The 17,697-nt window shown below is 70.9% G+C and carries 18 protein-coding genes; 12 read left to right on the top strand and 6 right to left on the bottom strand.

Annotated elements, in window-relative coordinates; genetic code table 11:
• Positions 1–53: 53 nt before the first annotated feature.
• Positions 54–593, top strand: a complete 540-nt coding sequence (locus ACGFYN_RS33865) for a GNAT family N-acetyltransferase (protein WP_393869752.1) — start codon at positions 54–56, stop codon at positions 591–593.
• Positions 594–608: 15 nt separating this feature from the next.
• On the opposite strand, the gene ACGFYN_RS33870 is transcribed toward ACGFYN_RS33865, so the two are convergent.
• Positions 609–1,292 (bottom strand): glycerophosphodiester phosphodiesterase, encoded by a 684-nt coding sequence (locus ACGFYN_RS33870; protein ID WP_393869753.1) that lies wholly within the window; start codon positions 1,290–1,292, stop codon positions 609–611.
• A gap of 384 nt (positions 1,293–1,676) precedes the next feature.
• On the opposite strand from ACGFYN_RS33870, the gene ACGFYN_RS33875 reads away from it, so the two are divergent.
• From ACGFYN_RS33875 to ACGFYN_RS33890, 4 genes are all read left to right on the top strand, one after another.
• Positions 1,677–3,074, top strand: a complete 1,398-nt coding sequence (locus ACGFYN_RS33875; protein ID WP_393869754.1) for a DUF6421 family protein — start codon at positions 1,677–1,679, stop codon at positions 3,072–3,074.
• Positions 3,075–3,115: 41 nt separating this feature from the next.
• Complete coding sequence (locus ACGFYN_RS33880; RefSeq protein ID WP_393869827.1) at positions 3,116–3,865, top strand: SDR family NAD(P)-dependent oxidoreductase; 750 nt, start codon at positions 3,116–3,118, stop codon at positions 3,863–3,865.
• Complete coding sequence (locus tag ACGFYN_RS33885; RefSeq protein ID WP_393869755.1) at positions 3,862–4,935, top strand: threonine aldolase family protein; 1,074 nt, start codon at positions 3,862–3,864, stop codon at positions 4,933–4,935. The genes ACGFYN_RS33880 and ACGFYN_RS33885 overlap by 4 nt, the downstream gene beginning before the upstream one ends.
• Before the next feature lie 75 nt (positions 4,936–5,010).
• Positions 5,011–5,598: a transglutaminase domain-containing protein gene (locus tag ACGFYN_RS33890; protein ID WP_393869756.1), complete on the top strand. Its 588-nt coding sequence runs from the start codon at positions 5,011–5,013 to the stop codon at positions 5,596–5,598.
• 4 nt (positions 5,599–5,602) lie between these two features.
• On the opposite strand, the gene ACGFYN_RS33895 is transcribed toward ACGFYN_RS33890, so the two are convergent.
• Both ACGFYN_RS33895 and ACGFYN_RS33900 read right to left on the bottom strand, forming a co-directional pair.
• Entirely contained in the window at positions 5,603–6,334 is a 732-nt protein-coding gene (locus ACGFYN_RS33895; protein ID WP_393869757.1) for a lysophospholipid acyltransferase family protein, read from the bottom strand.
• A gap of 146 nt (positions 6,335–6,480) precedes the next feature.
• A complete protein-coding gene (locus ACGFYN_RS33900) occupies positions 6,481–6,888 on the bottom strand; it encodes a DUF4395 domain-containing protein (RefSeq protein ID WP_393869758.1) in 408 nt (135 codons plus the stop codon).
• Between the two features lie 75 nt (positions 6,889–6,963).
• Here ACGFYN_RS33900 and ACGFYN_RS33905 point away from each other — a divergent pair, with 75 nt between their 5' ends.
• From ACGFYN_RS33905 to ACGFYN_RS33920, 4 genes are all read left to right on the top strand, one after another.
• Positions 6,964–7,377: a TlpA family protein disulfide reductase gene (locus ACGFYN_RS33905; RefSeq protein WP_393869759.1), complete on the top strand. Its 414-nt coding sequence runs from the start codon at positions 6,964–6,966 to the stop codon at positions 7,375–7,377.
• A gap of 208 nt (positions 7,378–7,585) precedes the next feature.
• Positions 7,586–8,101 (top strand): flavin reductase family protein, encoded by a 516-nt coding sequence (locus tag ACGFYN_RS33910; RefSeq protein WP_393869760.1) that lies wholly within the window; start codon positions 7,586–7,588, stop codon positions 8,099–8,101.
• Between the two features lie 219 nt (positions 8,102–8,320).
• Entirely contained in the window at positions 8,321–9,109 is a 789-nt protein-coding gene (locus ACGFYN_RS33915; RefSeq protein WP_393869761.1) for an electron transfer flavoprotein subunit beta/FixA family protein, read from the top strand.
• Positions 9,110–9,173: 64 nt separating this feature from the next.
• A complete protein-coding gene (locus ACGFYN_RS33920) occupies positions 9,174–10,136 on the top strand; it encodes an electron transfer flavoprotein subunit alpha/FixB family protein (protein ID WP_393869762.1) in 963 nt (320 codons plus the stop codon).
• A 72-nt stretch (positions 10,137–10,208) separates the two neighbouring features.
• Here ACGFYN_RS33920 and ACGFYN_RS33925 read toward each other — a convergent pair whose 3' ends face one another.
• Positions 10,209–11,153 (bottom strand): endonuclease/exonuclease/phosphatase family protein, encoded by a 945-nt coding sequence (locus ACGFYN_RS33925; protein ID WP_393869763.1) that lies wholly within the window; start codon positions 11,151–11,153, stop codon positions 10,209–10,211.
• Positions 11,154–11,357: 204 nt separating this feature from the next.
• Here ACGFYN_RS33925 and ACGFYN_RS33930 point away from each other — a divergent pair, with 204 nt between their 5' ends.
• The gene (locus ACGFYN_RS33930; RefSeq protein WP_393869764.1) at positions 11,358–12,662 is read left to right on the top strand and encodes a DUF6986 family protein; all 1,305 of its coding nucleotides are present in this window, start codon (positions 11,358–11,360) and stop codon (positions 12,660–12,662) included.
• Between the two features lie 95 nt (positions 12,663–12,757).
• Entirely contained in the window at positions 12,758–14,677 is a 1,920-nt protein-coding gene (locus tag ACGFYN_RS33935; RefSeq protein ID WP_393869765.1) for a protein kinase, read from the top strand.
• Here ACGFYN_RS33935 and ACGFYN_RS33940 read toward each other — a convergent pair.
• Together ACGFYN_RS33940 and ACGFYN_RS33945 are read right to left on the bottom strand one after the other, a co-directional pair.
• On the bottom strand, positions 14,623–15,426 hold the full coding sequence (locus ACGFYN_RS33940; RefSeq protein ID WP_393869766.1) for a hypothetical protein: 804 nt from the start codon (positions 15,424–15,426) through the stop codon (positions 14,623–14,625). The two genes, ACGFYN_RS33935 and ACGFYN_RS33940, sit on opposite strands and share 55 nt — an antisense overlap.
• A gap of 7 nt (positions 15,427–15,433) precedes the next feature.
• Complete coding sequence (locus tag ACGFYN_RS33945; protein WP_393869767.1) at positions 15,434–16,483, bottom strand: LacI family DNA-binding transcriptional regulator; 1,050 nt, start codon at positions 16,481–16,483, stop codon at positions 15,434–15,436.
• 235 nt (positions 16,484–16,718) lie between these two features.
• On the opposite strand from ACGFYN_RS33945, the gene ACGFYN_RS33950 reads away from it, so the two are divergent.
• A complete protein-coding gene (locus tag ACGFYN_RS33950) occupies positions 16,719–17,666 on the top strand; it encodes an ROK family protein (RefSeq protein ID WP_393869768.1) in 948 nt (315 codons plus the stop codon).
• Positions 17,667–17,697: the final 31 nt, after the last annotated feature.

Below are 17,697 nucleotides of genomic sequence, written 5' to 3' on the forward strand. Positions count from 1 at the left end.
GTCGGCGTTACGCTCTTCGGTGCCCGCGCCCGCAGAGATCGGAGAGCCGCACCATGGACACCGCCGCCACCGGACTGACGTTCCGTGACGCCGACGACGCCGATGTGGACGTCCTGATCGCACTGATCCAGTCGGCCTACCGCGGGGACTCGAGCCGGACCGGCTGGACCACCGAGGCGGACATCCTGGAGGGGCAGCGCACCGACGCGGAGGGCGTGCTCGCCGTCATCAAGGCGCCCGACAGCCGCCTGCTCACGGTCGAGCGGGACGGCGCCGTGATCGCCTGCTGCCAGCTCGAACACCGCGGTGCGTACGCCTACTTCGGGATGTTCGCCGTCAGCCCGCAGCTGCAGGGTGCCGGCCTCGGCAAGGTGATCATCGCGGAGGCGGAGCGGGCGGCACGCGAGACATGGGGCGTGCGCGAGATGCACATGACCGTGATCTCCGTGCGCGAGGATCTCATCGCCTGGTACGAACGCCGCGGCTACCGCCGTACGGGAAGGATGACGCCGTTCCCGTACGGCGACGAGCGCTTCGGCATTCCGCAGCGCGCCGACCTGCAGTTCGAGCTGCTGGTCAAGGAGCTGGTGTGACGCTCGGGCGGCCGGTCACGCGGTGAAGCGGCCGGTGCGTTTGATCTCCGGATAGTCGGTGGTCGCGCCGTCCAGCTGCAGGGCCCGTACGAGACGGAGGTGGTCCTGCGTGTTCACCACCCAGCCGATGATCTTCAGGTCCGCCTTGCGGGCCATCTCGACGATCTCCAGCGTCAGGCGGCGGATGTTGAGGCAGACGGTCGAGGCGCCGGATTCCACGGCGCGCTCCACGATGTCGGTGCCGTAGCGGCTGCCGATCAGCGCGGTCCGTACCCCGGGCACCAGCCGGGCGATCTCGACGACCGCCTCGTCGTGGAACGAGGACACCTCCACCCGGGAGACCAGGTCCCGCCTGAGCATGACCTCGGCGAGCGCCCTGGCCGCCTGCACGTCCTTGATCTCGGCCTGGAGCGGCGACCTGACCGCCTCCAGGACCTCCTCGAAGACCGGGACGTGCTCCCCGCGGCCCGCGTCCAGGGCGCGCAGTTCGGCGAGGGTCTTCTCGGCGATCGCGCCGGTGCCGTCGGTCGTGCGGTCCACGTCGGTGTCGTGCATGACGACCAGGGCGCCGTCCTTGCTCAGATGCAGATCGAGTTCGATCACGTCGAGCCCGGCGTGCTGGGCGGCGACGAAGGAACGGAGGGTGTTCTCGGGCTCGACACCCATGACTCCGCGGTGACCGATGGTAAGGAAGTTCAAGGTTCAACTCGCTTCCGTCGACGGCGGCTCGGCATGCGCGCGGACCGGAGCGGACGGCCACGCGGGCAGAGCCGCAGCCTAACGGCCCCGTCTCGCGATGAACCCGCTCGTACACAGGGGATTGGCGTGGCGTACGGGGGGAATCCGGCCCGTGCCGCCGGGAGCGGTCACCCTGCCGTGGGCGAGTCCTCGGGACATTGACCCCAGCCTCCTACCCGCGAGGAAGGCACGTATACCCGGAACGGCGGCCTTCACCGCATCTGACAGAAAAAACTTCGGTGACCATGCGGTCGCACAGGATAATCTCCCGAGGTTTCACTTGCCGGGAGGAAGCTCGTATGTATACGGTCTCGATACGCGAGCTTCTCCCGTGGAGGATGGGACATGACGGAAATTCTTGTGCAGGCGGCTATGGGGGAGCAGGTTTCTCCCGCGACCAGGGTGGTCGAGCACCCGGCGTGGCCGGTGCTCAAGGATGCCGTGGAGCTGATCCGGCCATGGCAGTCCAAGGACGGGTCGATCGACTTCGAGGCCGAGGGCGCCCCCGAGCGCGCGGACGCCGAGGCCGCCGTGCGGCGTGTCGTCGAGGCCGTGCACGAGCTCTCCCCGCTGCTCCCGCACGACAGCGACTACCACGAGGCCCTGGCCAAGGACCTGGACCGGTGGGCCGAGGGCGGCTTCGAGATACCCGACTTCCTCGACTCGCTGCTGGCCTTCCAGCCCGCCGCACACCGCGCGGACGGCCTGCAGCACCTGGTCGTCTTCCCGATGTACACGCAGAACGGCAACCCGGACCGCAACCTCGAGGCGGTCGTGCTGCGCATGGTGTGGCCCGAGTGGCTGGCCGAGCTGGAGCGCACCCGCTACGACAACCCGCTGTTCTGTGGCATCACGTTCGAGGACTTCACGGCCGGCTACGACACCAACTCCGCCGTCCTCTTCCCCGAGACCATCGCCGTGCGCGAGGCGCCGGAACGATTCTCCTGGGGCGGCATCTTCTGCGACCGCGAGGCCGCCCGCTTCCGCCGCGTCACCGATGCCGCCGTGGACATCCTGGGCATCGAGCTGCCCGAGGACGTCGCCGCGATGGTCCACGACCAGAAGCGCTGCGAGGAGGCCTTCGTGCTGTGGGACATGGTCCACGACCGCACCCACAGCCACGGCGACCTGCCCTTCGACCCGTTCATGATCAAGCAGCGGCAGCCGTTCTGGATGTACGGCCTGGAGGAGCTGCGCTGCGACCTCACCGCCTTCAAGGAGGCCGTGAAGCTGGCGGACGACGGCGTCCCGCAGGCCCGCGACGTGCAGTACGCGGTGCTCTTCGACCGCATGTTCCGCTTCCCGGTCACCGGCGAGCGCGTGCGCAACTACGACGGCCTGGGCGGCCAGCTGCTCTTCGCCTACCTGCACAAGCACGACGTCGTGCGCTGGACCGACAACAAGCTGTTCATCGACTGGCAGCGCGCCCCGCAGGTCACCAACCAGCTGTGCGCCGAGATCGAGACGCTCTACCGCGACGGCATCGACCGCCCCAAGATCGTGCACTGGTTCGCCGGCTACGAGCTGGTCTCCACCTACCTGTCCCCGCACCCGGGCTCCCGCTGGGCCAAGGGCCCCGACGCCCTGGATCTGACGCTGCCGCCGCGAAAGCTCGTCGATGACGTGCTTCCTGACGAGTTTCCGCTGAGCATGTTCTATGAGGCTCTCTCCAAGAAGCTGAAGAACGTGATCGCCTCCACGAAGGGCATCACGGCGGAGAGCGCGGAGCGGGTCGCCGCGTGAGCGACCGCACCACCGAGAACCTGGCTCAGGAGGCGAAGACTATGGCGGGGAACGGAGCTCTCAGCGGTGCGGTGATCGCGGTCGCGGGCGGAGGCGGGCCCGCCGGGCGCGCGGCACTGCTCCGGCTGGCCGAGTCGGGGGCGACCGTCGTCGCGGCCGACAACGATCCCGTACGGCTCGCGGAGGCCGTGGACGCGGCCCGGTACGCCTCGGGCGGCGCCACCGTCACCGGCGAGCCCGTGGACCTGCTGGACCTGGACGCCACCAAGGAGTGGGCCCAGCACATCGAGAAGGAGTTCGGCCGCGTCGACGGCCTGGTCCATCTCGTCGGCGGCTGGCGCGGCAGCGAGACCTTCATCAAGACCAGCCTCGACGACTGGGACTTCCTCGAGCTGCTGCTCATCCGCACCGTGCAGAACACCTCGCTCGCCTTCTCCGAGGCACTGCAGCGCAGCGACCGCGGACGGTACGTGCTGATCAGCGCGGCCGGCGCCAGCAACCCGACCGCCGGGAACGCCGCGTACGCCGCCGCCAAGGCCGCCGCCGAGGCGTGGACGCTGGCCCTGGGCGACTTCTTCCGCAAGGCGGGAGGCGCCGACGGGCCGACATCGGCGGCTGCGATCCTGGTGGTGAAGGCGTTGGTGCACGAGGCCATGCGTGCCGACCGCCCCAACGCGAAGTTCGCGGGCTTCACGGACGTCGCCGACCTGGCCGAGGCCATCGTCGGGGTCTGGAGCAAGTCCGCCGCCGATGTGAACGGAAAGCGTCTGTGGCTGACCGAGAAGCCGTGAACCCTCCGAAGACCGACGCGCGTCGCCATCACGACCCGCAGGTCCGCGGTTTCGCCAGTGACAACTACGCCGGGGCCCACCCGGAGGTGCTCGCCGCGCTGGCCCTGGCCAACGGCGGGCACCAGGTCGCGTACGGCGAGGACGACTACACCGAGAACCTCCAGAACCTCGTCCGCGGCCACTTCGGCCCCACGGCGGAGGCGTTCCCGGTCTTCAACGGCACCGGCGCGAACGTCGTCGCGCTCCAGGCGGTCACCGACCGCTGGGGCGCGGTGATCTGCGCCGAGAGCGCGCACATCAACGTCGACGAGGGCGGGGCGCCGGAGCGCATGGGCGGCCTGAAGCTGCTCACCGTTCCGACCCCCGACGGCAAGCTCACGCCTGAGCTGATCGACAAGCAGGCGTACGGCTGGGACGACGAGCACCGCGCCATGCCGCAGGCCGTCTCGATCACCCAGAGCACGGAGCTCGGCACCCTCTACACGCCGGACGAGATCCGGGCGATCTGCGATCACGCCCACGCGCACGGCATGAAGGTGCACCTGGACGGCTCCCGGATAGCCAACGCGGCCGCGTCGCTCGACGTCCCGATGCGGACGTTCACCAACGCGGTCGGCGTCGACATCCTCTCCCTGGGCGGGACGAAGAACGGCGCGATCTTCGGCGAGGCGGTCGTCGTCATCAACCAGGACGCCGTCAGCCACATGAAGCACCTGCGCAAGCTGTCGATGCAGCTCGCCTCCAAGATGCGCTTCGTCTCGGTGCAGTTGGAGGCGCTGCTCGCCAAGGACCTGTGGCTGCGCAACGCCCGCCACTCCAACGAGATGGCCCAGCGCCTCGCCGAGGGCGTACGCGCCGTGCACGGCGTGGAGATCCTCTACCCGGTGCAGGCCAACGGTGTGTTCGCCAAGCTCCCGCACGAGGTGAGCGAGCGGCTGCAGAAGCGGTTCCGGTTCTACTTCTGGGACGAGTCGGCCGGCGTGGTGCGCTGGATGTGCGCCTTCGACACGTCCGAGGACGACGTGGACGCGTTCGTGGCGGCGCTCAAGGAGGAGATGGCGCGGCACTAGCCTGCGATGCATAGGTATGCGATCACTCGAAAAGTCATTGACTGGTGAGTGATCGCATTCTTATGCTCTGCGGGCATGGAGCTGATCCAGCAAAACCCTGACCCGTCCGCATACTTGGCCGCCGACGAGGTCATCGACCATGACCACCCGTTGGTGCGAAAGACGGCCGCAGAGCTGGCCAGGAATGCGTCGGACTCGTATGCCTATGCACGCATGGCCTTCGAGTACGTACGCGACACGATCCCGCACTCGCAGGATTCCGGTGACCTGCGGGTCACCTGGCGCGCCTCCGACGTCCTGGAACAGCGCACGGGCGTCTGCTACGCCAAGGCGCACGCGCTGGCGGCCCTGCTGCGCGCCGAGGACATCCCGACCGCGCTCTGCTACCAGAAGTTCGACGTTTTGCACGGCCTGGTCGCGGTCCGCTTCAACGGCGCCTGGCACCGCCAGGACCCCCGCGGCAACAAACCGGGCGTGGACGCCCAGTTCTCCCTGGAGAGCGAGCAGTTGGCCTTCACACCGGACCCGGAGTCCGACGAGCTGGACCACCCGATCCTGTACGCCGGACCCCACCCGGCGGTACTGAACGCACTGCGAGCGGCCCGGGACCGGGAGCACCTGTGGCAGACGCTGCCGAGTGGGTTCCGAGGCGGTCCGGCGTGACGGTTCAGCCGGCCGCCTCCCCCGCCTTCACCTGCTCCGGGGTCGGGGCCGTGCCGCCGAGGTGGGCCGGCATCCACCAGGTGTCGTCCGGGCCCTTGGGGCGTACGGGGTAGGCGCGCTGGGCGGCCTCCAGGAGCTCCTGGACGCGCTCGCGCAGGCGGCGGGTGATGGCGCCCGCGTACTGGTCCTGCGGGGCCTCCACCGGCTCGCCGACCCGGATGGTGATCGGGATGTGGCTGCGCCTGAAGTTGCGGGGGTGGCCCTTGGTCCACAGGCGCTGCGTGCCCCACAGGGCCATGGGGATGAGCGGGACGCCGGCCTCCTGGGCCATGCGCGCGGCACCCGACTTGAAGCTCTTCAGGGTGAAGGACTGCGAGATGGTGGCCTCGGGGAAGACACCGACGATCTCGCCGGAGCGCAGCGACTGCAGCGCGTGCTGGTACGCCGTCTCGCCCTGCTTGCGGTCCACCGGGATGTGCTTCATGCCGCGCATCAGCGGACCGGAGATCTTGTGGTGGAAGACGGACTCCTTGGCCATGAAGCGGACCAGACGCTTCTGCGGCAGCGTCGCGAGCCCGTCGAAGATGAAGTCCAGGTAGCTGATGTGGTTGCTCACCAGCACGGCGCCACCCGAGCGCGGGATGTTCTCCGACCCCTTGCAGTCGATCTTGAGGTCCCAGGCCTTGAACAAGGTCTTGGCAAGGCCGATGACGGGACGGTAGACGAGCTCAGCCATGGATGGGTCGGACCCCTTCTCTCTGCCTGGGAAGGGTTCTCCCGGCGCGGAAGTTACGCAGCCGTAGGTTTACGGCATTGCGCAGATCGTGCCCCAAGTAACGAGCGGGTGGCCAGTCCTCGTGCCGGAGAGTGGCGAGATACTCATCACGTACTGAGCCTGCGTACCACCAGGTACATCTCGCACCCCAGGCAGTACCCGAAGGCCGCGTTGAGGAACGCCGCGGCCAGCGCGGCAGCGGTCGCCGCGAGCCCCAGCCAGGTCACTCCCAGCGCGAAACCGACCAGCCCCACGCCCGCGAAGACCAGCCCCACCGCCTGCGCGAACCGCGGCGGCTCCGGCGGCTCGAACTCGGTGGGCGGCCCGATCCGGGGCCGTACGGCCTTGCGGAACAGCCAGCCGTACGGCGAGCGCCCGACCCCGCCCGCCGCGCCCAGCGCGAACGCCAGCGTCTGCCAGGCCAGCAGCCAGGCGCTCCCGGTGATCAGCACGACCGCGAGAACGACGGTCGTCACGGCGGCCCCGAAGCGGGGACCCCTCACATCGATGTCCATGAATCAAGCATTCCGCAACGGAAATGCTCTGGGGAGTCGGGAATCTTTGCAGTCTCATGAATGCTTGTGCGGGTGATGACCGGACTTGTGGTGTGCGCGGTGGTGCTCGTGGCGGCGAGCGCCTACGGAGTGCTGCATCGGCGGCGAAGCGGGAGGGTACGCGTGCGTGGGCGCGACGACGGGAAGCGGCTCGGAGCGGCCGAGCTGGGCGGCGAGCTCGGTGAGCGGGCCACGCTCGTGCAGTTCTCCAGCGCGTTCTGCGCCCCCTGCCGGGCCACGCGGCGCGTCCTCGCTGAGGTGGCCGGCCTGGTCCAGGGCGTGACCCACGTCGAGATCGACGCGGAGGACCACCTGGACCTCGTCCGCGAACTCGACATCCTCAAGACCCCGACCGTGCTGGTCCTGGACGCCGACGGCCGGGTCGTGCGGCGGGCCACGGGCCAGCCACGCAAGGCCGACGTCATCGCCGCACTCGGGGAGGCCGTCTGACGGTCCGGGGCCGCGCGGTGAGGCATCTCCCAGATGCCGGAACGTACTTGACTGTGCGCACCACGTATCGTCAGCCTGACCGTATGCCTACGGAACTCCTTCTCTACGGGCGGGCCCACGTCGATCTGGCGCGCACCGCGAGCGCGTGCTGTCCGGGCTGTTGAGCAGCCACGGACCGGTTCGCCCCTCTCCTCAGAAGGACAACTCCATGACGGCCACGCCCGACCTCGGCACCCGAACCCCTCAGCTCGCCTCGCCCGACCTGCTGCGCTCCGTCTTCCGGCGGCACGCCGCGGGCGTGGCCGTGATCACCGCGCGGGGCGACGCCGGGCCGGTCGGCTTCACCGCCACGTCCCTCACCTCGGTCTCCGCCGAGCCCCCGCTGGTCTCCTTCGGCATCAGCACCGGCGCCTCCAGCTGGCCGGCGATCTCCTCGGCCGGGCACATAGGCGTCCACGTGCTCGGCGAGCACCAGCAGGAGCTGGCCGCCACCTTCGCCCGCAGCGGCGCCGACCGCTTCGGGGCGCCCACGAACTGGCGCGAGGGCCCCGAGGGCGTGCCCGTCCTCGACGACGTGCTCGCCTGGCTGGTCTGCCGGGTCGTCGGGCGCGTGCCGGCGGCGGACCAGCGCATCGTGGTGGCCGAGGTCGTCCTCGGCGATCCGGCCGGCCCCGGCCGGCCGCTCCTTTACCACCAGGGCAGGTTCAACGGTCTGCGTGACTGATCACGCTCCCCCTCCGCTGCGAAGTGGTCGAATTCCGATTACGCTGCGTTGCAAAGGTCACAGTTCAAAGCGCTTGCTTAGCGGGCACGTTCTGGGTGTACTGGCGAGTAATATTTCGCTCGGAGCGTGGGTCGCCCCGATCGGGATCGGCCGCTTCAGGCGCCTATGCTGCCTGAACGCAGACAGCACCGAAATGACGATTGCAGTAGGAGAGCCGGCGTGAGCTTGAGGATCGTTGTCACTGTTAAGTACGTGCCCGACGCCACTGGCGACCGGCACTTCGCCGATGACCTGACCGTCGACCGGGACGACGTGGACGGTCTGCTCTCCGAGCTCGACGAGTACGCGGTCGAGCAGGCGCTGCAGATCTCCGAGAACTCGGACGACGACGTCGAGATCACCGTCCTGACCGTGGGCCCCGAGGACGCCAAGGACGCGCTGCGCAAGGCGCTGTCGATGGGTGCGGACAAGGCCATCCACGTCGAGGACGACGACCTGCACGGCACCGACGCCATCGGCACCTCCCTGGTGCTGGCCAAGGCGATCGAGAAGGCCGGCTACGACCTCGTGGTCTCCGGCATGGCCTCCACCGACGGCACCATGGGGGTCGTGCCGGCCCTGGTCGCCGAGCGCCTGGGTGTGCCGCAGGTGACGCTGCTGTCCGAGGTGACGGTCGAGGACGGCACCGTCAAGGGCCGCCGCGACGGCGACACCGCCACCGAGCAGCTCGAGGCCTCCCTGCCGGCCGTCGTGTCGGTCACCGACCAGTCGGGCGAGGCGCGTTACCCGTCCTTCAAGGGCATCATGGCGGCGAAGAAGAAGCCGGTGGAGTCCTGGGACCTGTCCGACCTGGAGATCGACGCCGATCAGATCGGTCTCGAGGGTGCCTGGACCAAGGTCGAGGCCGCGAACCAGCGTCCGGCCCGGACCGCGGGCACGATCGTCAAGGACGAGGGCGAGGGCGGCAAGCAGCTCGCCGAGTTCCTCGCGAGCCAGAAGTTCATCTGAGCCGCGCGGCTCAACTCGCTCACCGCCCTTAAGACTTCGCACATCCGCAAGGAGTTCTCTTCCCATGGCTGAAGTTCTCGTCTACGTCGATCACGTGGACGGTGCCGTCCGCAAGCCCACCCTGGAGCTTCTGACGCTGGCCCGCCGCATCGGCGAGCCGGTCGCCGTCGCTCTCGGTGCCGGCGCGGGTGACACCGCCGCCGCCCTGGCCGAGCACGGCGCCGTCAAGGTGCTGACCCACGAGGCCGCCGAGTACGCCGACTACCTGGTCGTGCCGAAGGTCGACGCCCTGCAGGCCGCCGTCGAGGCGGTCTCCCCGGCCGCCGTACTGATCCCGTCCTCCGCGGAGGGCAAGGAGATCGCCGCCCGCCTGGCGCTGCGCATCGGCTCCGGCATCATCACCGACGCCGTCGACCTCGAGGCCGGCGACGAGGGCCCGGTGGCCACCCAGTCGGTGTTCGCCGCCTCCTTCACCACCAAGTCCCGCATCGCCAAGGGCACCCCGGTCATCACGGTCAAGCCCAACAGCGCCGCCGTGGAGGCCGCCCCGGCCGCCGGCAGCGTCGAGCCCCTGAACGTGTCCTTCTCGGACCAGGCGACCGGCACGAAGGTCACCAGCCGTACGCCGCGTGAGTCGACGGGCCGTCCGGAGCTGACCGAGGCCGCGATCGTGGTCTCCGGTGGCCGTGGCGTCAACGGCGCGGAGAACTTCGCGATCATCGAGGCGCTCGCCGACAGCCTGGGTGCGGCCGTGGGTGCCTCGCGTGCCGCGGTGGACGCCGGCTGGTACCCGCACACCAACCAGGTCGGCCAGACCGGCAAGTCCGTCTCGCCGCAGCTGTACATCGCCTCCGGCATCTCCGGTGCGATCCAGCACCGGGCCGGCATGCAGACCTCGAAGACCATCGTGGCCATCAACAAGGACGCCGAGGCCCCGATCTTCGAGCTGGTCGACTACGGCGTGGTCGGCGACCTCTTCGACGTCGTCCCCGCCCTGACCGAAGAGGTCAAGACCCGCAAGGGCTGATCTCTCCACGGCTCGGCGAGGCCCCCGCGACCGCACGAACGGTCGCGGGGGCCTCGCCGCGTCCGGCCGTGCTCATCCCAGGGTCAGCGAGGCCTGTACGGGCAGGTGGTCGCTGGGGAACTGGCCGTGCTCGGAGAACGTGTCGATCGAGGCCCGGTGCGTCGTCACCCACGGCGTGGTCAGGATCCAGTCGATGCGCTCGCCGTCCGGCGTGAGCCCCTTGTAGCCGTGGAACGTGCCGTACAGGGCGCTGCGCTGCTCCGCCGCGTCCCAGGTGTCGACGAGTCCCGAGCCCACCAGCGTGTCGTAGACCGGGTTCCAGTGCGCTGCGACGTTGAAGTCGCCGGTCAGCACCACCGGCAGCGAGCGGTCGAGCTGCCCGACCCGCTCGATGAGCAGCTGGGCGCTGCGCTCGCGCGCGTACTGGCTGGCGTGGTCGAAGTGCGTGTTGAGGACGTAGAACTCCCGTCCGCCGTCGGCGAGATCGCGGAAGCGGATCCAGGTGACGATCCGCGGGAAGGCGGCGCCCCAGGTGTTGGAGCGGATGACCTCCGGGGTGTCGGAGAGCCAGAAGGTGTAGTGCTCGACCGGGGCCAGGCGCCGGGTGTCGTAGAAGACGGCCGTCGACTCGTCGCGGCTGCCGCCCTCGCGGCCGGTGCCGATCCAGTCGTAGTCGGTGCCGAGGTCGGAGTCGATGTCACGCAGTTGCTGGTACAGGCCCTCCTGCGTGCCGAGGACATGCGGGTGCGCACGATGCAGTAGGTCGCGCATCACGGGTCTGCGGTCGTGCCAGCTGTTCGGTTCCTTGGTACTGGCGAACCGCAGGTTGAGCGTCATGACCTCGAGACGGGGCGCCCGGCGCGCCCGCGTAGAGGTGGAGGCGAACGGGGCGGGCGAGCCCGACACCGACGAGGCGGACGAGGCCGAGATCGCGGCGCTGGAGAGCGGCACGGTGACCGCCGCGGCCAGCACCGCCTTCAGACCCAGGCGGCGGGTGACTCGGAGGTGGTTCGGCACGGAGACTCCTTGGTGGCGGCGACCGGACGAGTCCTGAGGGAGGAGAGTCGTGCGTTGGGATGTGTCATACCCAGTGACGGGATGAGGGTGAACATGCCGGGCGCCGCTCGCCGTGGACATGGTGTTGACCATCCCGAAGGTGCCCGGATAACTTCATTCTACGGATTGTTGATTCCGTACTGCGGAAAACTTGGAGGATGTGGGATGGGTCAGGGCCAGCAGGAGAAGGTGGCGACAAGCCTCGCGGGCGCCGTCAGCGAGGAGATCAGCGCCTCCCTCGCCCCGGTCGACGCCGAGTTGGAGCGCCGCTACCCCGGCGACCCCGGCACCCGCCAGCCCGTCCACACCGTGTACGTACCGGGTGACGTCTTCGCCGCCGACACCATCCGCTCCTGGGGCGACCAGGCCCTCGCGTCCCTCGACGAGCACGCCCCGGACGCCGCCTCCTTCGCGGCCGTCCTCGGCCTGACCGACGACCTCGCCGAACCCGTGTACGCGCGCGTGCGGGCCAAGCTGGAGCGCGAGCCCATCGAGGACCTGCGCGTCGACTTCGAGGACGGCTACGGTCCCCGTCCCGACTCCGAGGAGGACGAGTCCGCCGCCCGCGCGGCACGGCTCATCGCCGAGGCCTACGAGAACGGCACCGCGGCCCCGTACATGGGCATCCGCATGAAGTGCATGGAGGCTCCCGTTCGCGACCGGGGCATCCGCACCCTGGACATCTTCCTCACCGGTCTGATGGAGGCCGGGGGCCTGCCCGGCGGGCTGGTGCTCACCCTGCCCAAGGTGACCTATCCCGAGCAGGTCACCGCGATGGTGCGGCTCCTGGAGGAGTTCGAGAAGGCGCGCGGAATCGAGCCCGGCCGGATCGGCTTCGAGATCCAGATCGAGACCAGCCAGTCCATCCTCGCCACCGACGGCACCGCCACCGTCGCCCGGATGATCCAGGCCGCCGAGGGCCGCGCCACCGGACTGCACTACGGCACCTTCGACTACAGCGCCTGCCTCGGCGTCTCCGCCGCCTACCAGGCCAGTGACCACCCGGCCGCCGACCACGCCAAGGCGATCATGCAGGTCGCCGCGGCCGGCACGGGGGTCCGGGTGTCGGACGGTTCGACCAACGTGCTGCCCGTGGGCCCCACCGCGAAGGTCCACGACGCCTGGCGCCTGCACTACGGCCTCACCCGCCGCGCCCTCGCCCGCGCCTACTACCAGGGCTGGGACATGCACCCCGGCCACATCCCCACCCGCTACGCGGCCGTCTTCGCCTTCTACCGTGAGGGGTTCGAGCAGGCAGCCGCCCGGCTCGCCCGGTACGCCAACCGGGCCGGCGGCGACGTCATGGACGAGCCCGCCACCGCCAAGGCGCTCAGCGGCTATCTGCTGCGCGGCCTGGACTGCGGTGCCCTCGACATCGCCGAGGTCGCCCGTCTGACCGGGCTGACCCGGGCGGACCTGGAGGGCTTCGCCTCGCCCCGGCGCGGAGACCTGACCGCCTCCGCCAAGTAGCGGGGCTGTCACAGCCGTCACCGACGGCTGGCGTTGTCACCTCCGCCCCGTAGTGTGGAGGGCACGCAGAGACGTGTGAGAGGAACGGGGCGGCGGTGTCTTCGGGGGAGACCTCCAACGGGAAGGGCCAGGGCGACGAGACCGGTCGGCTGCTGGCAGGGCGTTATCGAGTCATGGCCCAACTCGGGCGCGGCGGCATGGGCGTCGTCTGGAGAGCCGTCGACGAGGTCCTGGGCCGCGAGGTCGCGGTCAAGGAACTGCGCACGTACACCGACGCGGACGGGCCCGAACTGGCCGATCTGCGGCTGCGGATGCAGCGCGAGGCCCGCGCGGCGGCCCGGGTGCGCCATCCCGGAGTCGTCGCCGTGCACGACGTGGCGGAGGTCGACGGCCGCCCGCTGATCGTCATGGAGCTGGTCGACGGGCCCTCCCTGGACGACGTGTTGCGCGAGCGCGGCACACTCGACGTGCGTGAGGCCGCCGGGATCGGCGCCAAGGTGATGGACGCGCTGGCGGCGGCGCACCACGCGGGCGTGCTGCACCGCGATGTGAAGCCCGGCAACATCCTGCTGGAGCGCTCGGGCCGCGTCGTGCTGACCGACTTCGGCATCGCCACCATGGACGACCCGGGCGACGGCTCGGCCACCCATCTGACCCGCAGCGGCGAAATCGTCGGCTCCCTGGACTACTTGGCCCCCGAGCGGGCCCAAGGCGCCGACCCCGGACCGGCCTCCGACGTCTGGGCCCTGGGCGCCACGCTGTACGCCGCGGTCGAGGGCTCCTCGCCCTTCCGCCGTACGTCGACGTACTCGACGCTCGCCGCGATCGTGACCGAGCCACTGCCGGAGCCCCGCCGCGCGGGCGCCCTGGCCCCGGTGCTCCAGCGGCTGCTGGACAAGCGGCCCGAGACCCGCCCGGAGGCCGAGCAGGCGCGCGAACTGCTGCAGGCGGTCGCGGACATGGGCGACACGGACACACCGACGACGACGTTGCGCCCGGGCGCGGACCCGAGGCCCGAGACGGAACGCAGTCTGCCCGTGGTGCCCCCGGGGTTCGGTCCGGTGGAGCCGACGGGGTCGGGCGAAGCGCAGGAGACCGGGGCGCCCGCTCCCGTGTCCCCGGTGTTCGGGGCGCCCGAGCGGCCCGCAACTTCCGCCGGGCACGCGGCACATGGCGAGGGAGCCGGCGAGTACACCGCACAGCCGACGCCCGCAGGCTTCGGGCCGCCCGGGCCGATGGGCCCGTACTCCGCGTCGGCCGCCACCGGGCCCCTGTCCACCTCGCCCCCGCCCCGGCGCAAGGGCCGTGCCCTGCTCGCCGCCGCGGCCGTCGTCGCCGTCCTCGCGGCGGCCGGGACCACGGTCGCCGTGCTGAACGGCTCGGGGGACACGGGGACCGACGCCAAGGCGGCCGGGTCCGCCACGAGCGCCCCGGCCTCCGGCGCGACAACCGGTCGTACGGACGCCGACCGCTCCGGCGAACCCAAGCCCGGCAAGCACAAGGGCGGCAAGACGCCGACCGGGTCCGAGGCGCCCGGCCAGAAGGGCGGATCCGAGCCCACCGGCCGGGCCTCCTCGTCCGCCCCGGCGAAGTCCTCCGGCGGCGGCACGACGGGCGGCTCCTCCCCGGGCGGCTCCTCGGGCGGTACGTCCGGGGGCAGTTCGGGCGGCGGCACGTCCGGCGGCTCCGGCACCGGCGGCACCACCGGCGGAGGCGGCTCCACCACCCCGGCCCCGGCCTGCGCCTCCATAGGCGGAGGCAAGTACAACTGCACCGTCTGGCGCACCGCCAAGTCCTACACCGCCTCGGGCTCCGAGGCCGGCGTGCTCAACGCGGGCACCAACTACTTCTTCTGCCAGCAGAATCTGGGCCGCCGCGAGACCTACGGCAAGTGGACCAACGTCTGGTGGGCGAAGACGGACGACGACAGCGGCAACACGAACGTCTACGTCAGCGACGTCTACATCAAGGGCGGCAACAACGACGAGCCCGTCCCGGGGCTGCCGGTCTGCTGATCGCGCACATACCGCTCCAGACCGGACGTCGTGACCAGCCTCTCCTCGGCGAGCACCCGGGTGCCCAGTTCGCACAGCCGGGCGTCCGCGCTCGCCCGCGCGCAGAACTCCTCGGGCGTGACGCCGAACAGCTGCCGCAGGCGTGGTACGGACGTGAGCAGTTCGGTGATCAGCTCCCGCTGACCGGGATGCCCGCGCGGGACGCCCGCGCCGTCGCGCAGGACGCCGCGCCGGTTGACGTAGGTGTAGGCGCCGGGCAGCTCCGTGCCGTCCGCCAGCTCGATCCGCACCTGCGGCGCGGGCAGCCAGGCCCGCCGGTAGTTGCCGTACGGCAGCGGCACGCCCTCGCTCGCGTCGATCACCGCGAGCTGCTCGGCGTCGAGCCAGGTGACGAACAACTCCCGTACGGCGTGGGGTGCTTGGACCGGTGACGCGGAGACGTATCCCAGGCGGCTGACGTGGGCGGAGACACCGACGTCGAGGCCGGTGACCCGGGTGCGCACCATCGGGACGGGCGAGGTGATCCCGGTCTGCCGCATCTTGTGGCGCAGCTGGCCCGGGCAGGCGTTGGAGCCGACCGCGAGGACCGGGAAGCGGTCCTCGTGCACGAGCCGGTCCAGGGGCAGCAGCAGATCGCCGTCGAGCAGCCCGGACTCCGCGGGCCAGGCGCCCGGGTAGCGCAGCGGGTCCGTGGCCGGGGCCTCGCCCAGGCCCAGCGCCTCCAGGGTGCGGTCCGCGTGGCCGTCCATGGGCCGCTCAGTTCGCGGGCGACAGCTCGCCCGAGCCGCGGGTGATCAGCCGGGTCGGCAGCTCGATGCGCTCCGGCTGCAGCTGGGAGCCGTCGAGCTGGCGGAAGAGACGGTCGGCGGCGGTGCGGCCGAGGGCCGCCGCGTCCTGGGCGACGACGGTGACGCCCGGCTGGAGCAGGTCGGCGAGCTCGATGTCGTCGAAGCCCACCAGGGCGACCGGGCGCTTCTGCTCGGCGAGGACGCGGACCACGGTGACCGTCACACGGTTGTTGCCCGCGAAGATCGCGGTGACGGGGTCGGAGCCGGCGAGCATCTCCTCGGTCGCCCGGCGCACCCGCTGCGGGTCCGTGACGCCCAGGGACATCCAGTCGTCCGCCACCGTGATGCCCGCGTCCTCCATGGCCGCCCGGTAGCCGCGCAGCCGCTCGGCGGCCGTGTGGATGCGGGGCATGTCGCCGACGAAGCCGATCCGGCGGTGGCCGTGGGCGATGAGGTGGGCCACGCCGTCGCGGGCCCCGCCGTAGTTGTCCGACAGGACGACGTCGGCGTCGATCTTCCCGGCCGGGCGGTCCACGAACACCGTGGCGACGCCGGCCCTGATCTCGGGCTCCAGATAGCGGTGGTCGCCGCCGGCCGGGATGATCACCAGCCCGTCCACCCGCCGTGCGCACAGCGCGAGGGCCAGCTCCTGCTCGCGGTCCGGGTCCTCCGCGCTGGAGCCGTTGATCAGCAGGGCGCCGTGCGCGCGGGCCACCTCTTCGACCGCGCGGCTGAGCGGGCCGTAGAAGGGGTCGGCGAGGTCCTCCAGGACCAGGCCGATGCTGGCGGTGCGGCCCTTGCGCAGCACGCGCGCGCTGTCGTTGCGGCGGAAGCCCAGCGCGTCGATGGCCTCCTGGACGCGGCGCTCGGTCTCCGGCGTGACACCGGGCTCGCCGTTGACGACGCGGGAGACGGTCTTGAGGCCGACTCCGGCGCGTGCCGCCACGTCCTTCATGGTCGGACGGTTGCCGTAACGCGTTCCTGGGAGGGGTGTTGTGCGGCGTACGGTCTCGGGCACGATGCGCTGTCCTGTCCTGTCTCGTCCACGGGGATGCGTCGACCATGAGTTTGTATGAGGATGTGGCGTCGAGCATAGGGCCTGGACAACGTTGTCATATGCAAGAGAGACTGTCCAACGCAACTTCCGGCCTCCGCCCCCACTGCGAGACCGGCTCAGTCTTCTCCTTGGTTGAAGGGGGAACTTCCCCTGGATGTCCGGAGAACCAATGGTTTGACGGGGAGATCCGACACTGATGCACACCGACCTCGTGGCCGCGCTCGACATCGGCGGCACCAAGATCGCCGGGGCGCTGGTGGACGACCGCGGCCAGATCCTGGTGCGTGCACAGCGTGCCACGCCCGCGCAGCAGGACGGCGAGACCGTGATGGGTGCGGTCGAGGAGGTCCTCGGCGAACTCACCGCATCGCCCCTTTGGGGACGCGCCACGGCCCTCGGCATCGGAAGCGCGGGCCCGGTGGACGCCTCCGCGGGCACGGTGAGCCCGGTGAACGTGCCCGGCTGGCGCGACTACCCGCTCGTGCGGCGGGTGCAGGACGCGGCCGGAGGCCTGCCCGTCGAGCTGATCGGCGACGGCGTGGCCATCACGGCGGCCGAGCACTGGCAGGGCGCGGCCCGCGGCCACGACAACGCGCTGTGCATGGTGGTCTCCACGGGAGTCGGCGGCGGCCTGGTCCTGAACGGCCAGCTGCACCCCGGCCCCACCGGCAACGCGGGTCACATCGGTCACATCAGCGTCGACCTCGACGGAGATCTGTGCCCGTGCGGTTCGCGCGGCTGTGTGGAGCGCATCGCGAGCGGCCCCAACATCGCCCGCCGCGCGCTGGACAACGGCTGGCGGCCCGGCGCCGACGGCGACACCTCGGCCGCCGCGGTGGCCGCCGCCGCCCGGGCCGGCGACCCGGTCGCCGTGGCCTCCTTCGAGCGGGCCGCGCAGGCGCTGGCCGCCGGCATCGCGGCCACCGCCACGCTGGTGGAGATAGACATCGCCGTGATCGGCGGGGGAGTGGGCAAGGCCGGCGACGTCCTGTTCACGCCGCTGCGCAAGGCCCTCGGCCAGTACGCGACGCTGTCCTTCGTGCAGCGTCTGGAGATCACGCCGGCCCAGATGGGCACGGATGCCGGACTGGTCGGTGCGGCCGCGGCCGCGCTCGCCCGGCGGACGGACGCGGCCGCGGTCTGAGGGAGCCTGCGGTGGTCTGCGGGCCCGGCGC

It is taken from the genome of Streptomyces sp. NPDC048419 (genome assembly GCF_043200415.1).
Taxonomy (GTDB): Bacteria; Actinomycetota; Actinomycetes; order Streptomycetales; family Streptomycetaceae; genus Streptomyces.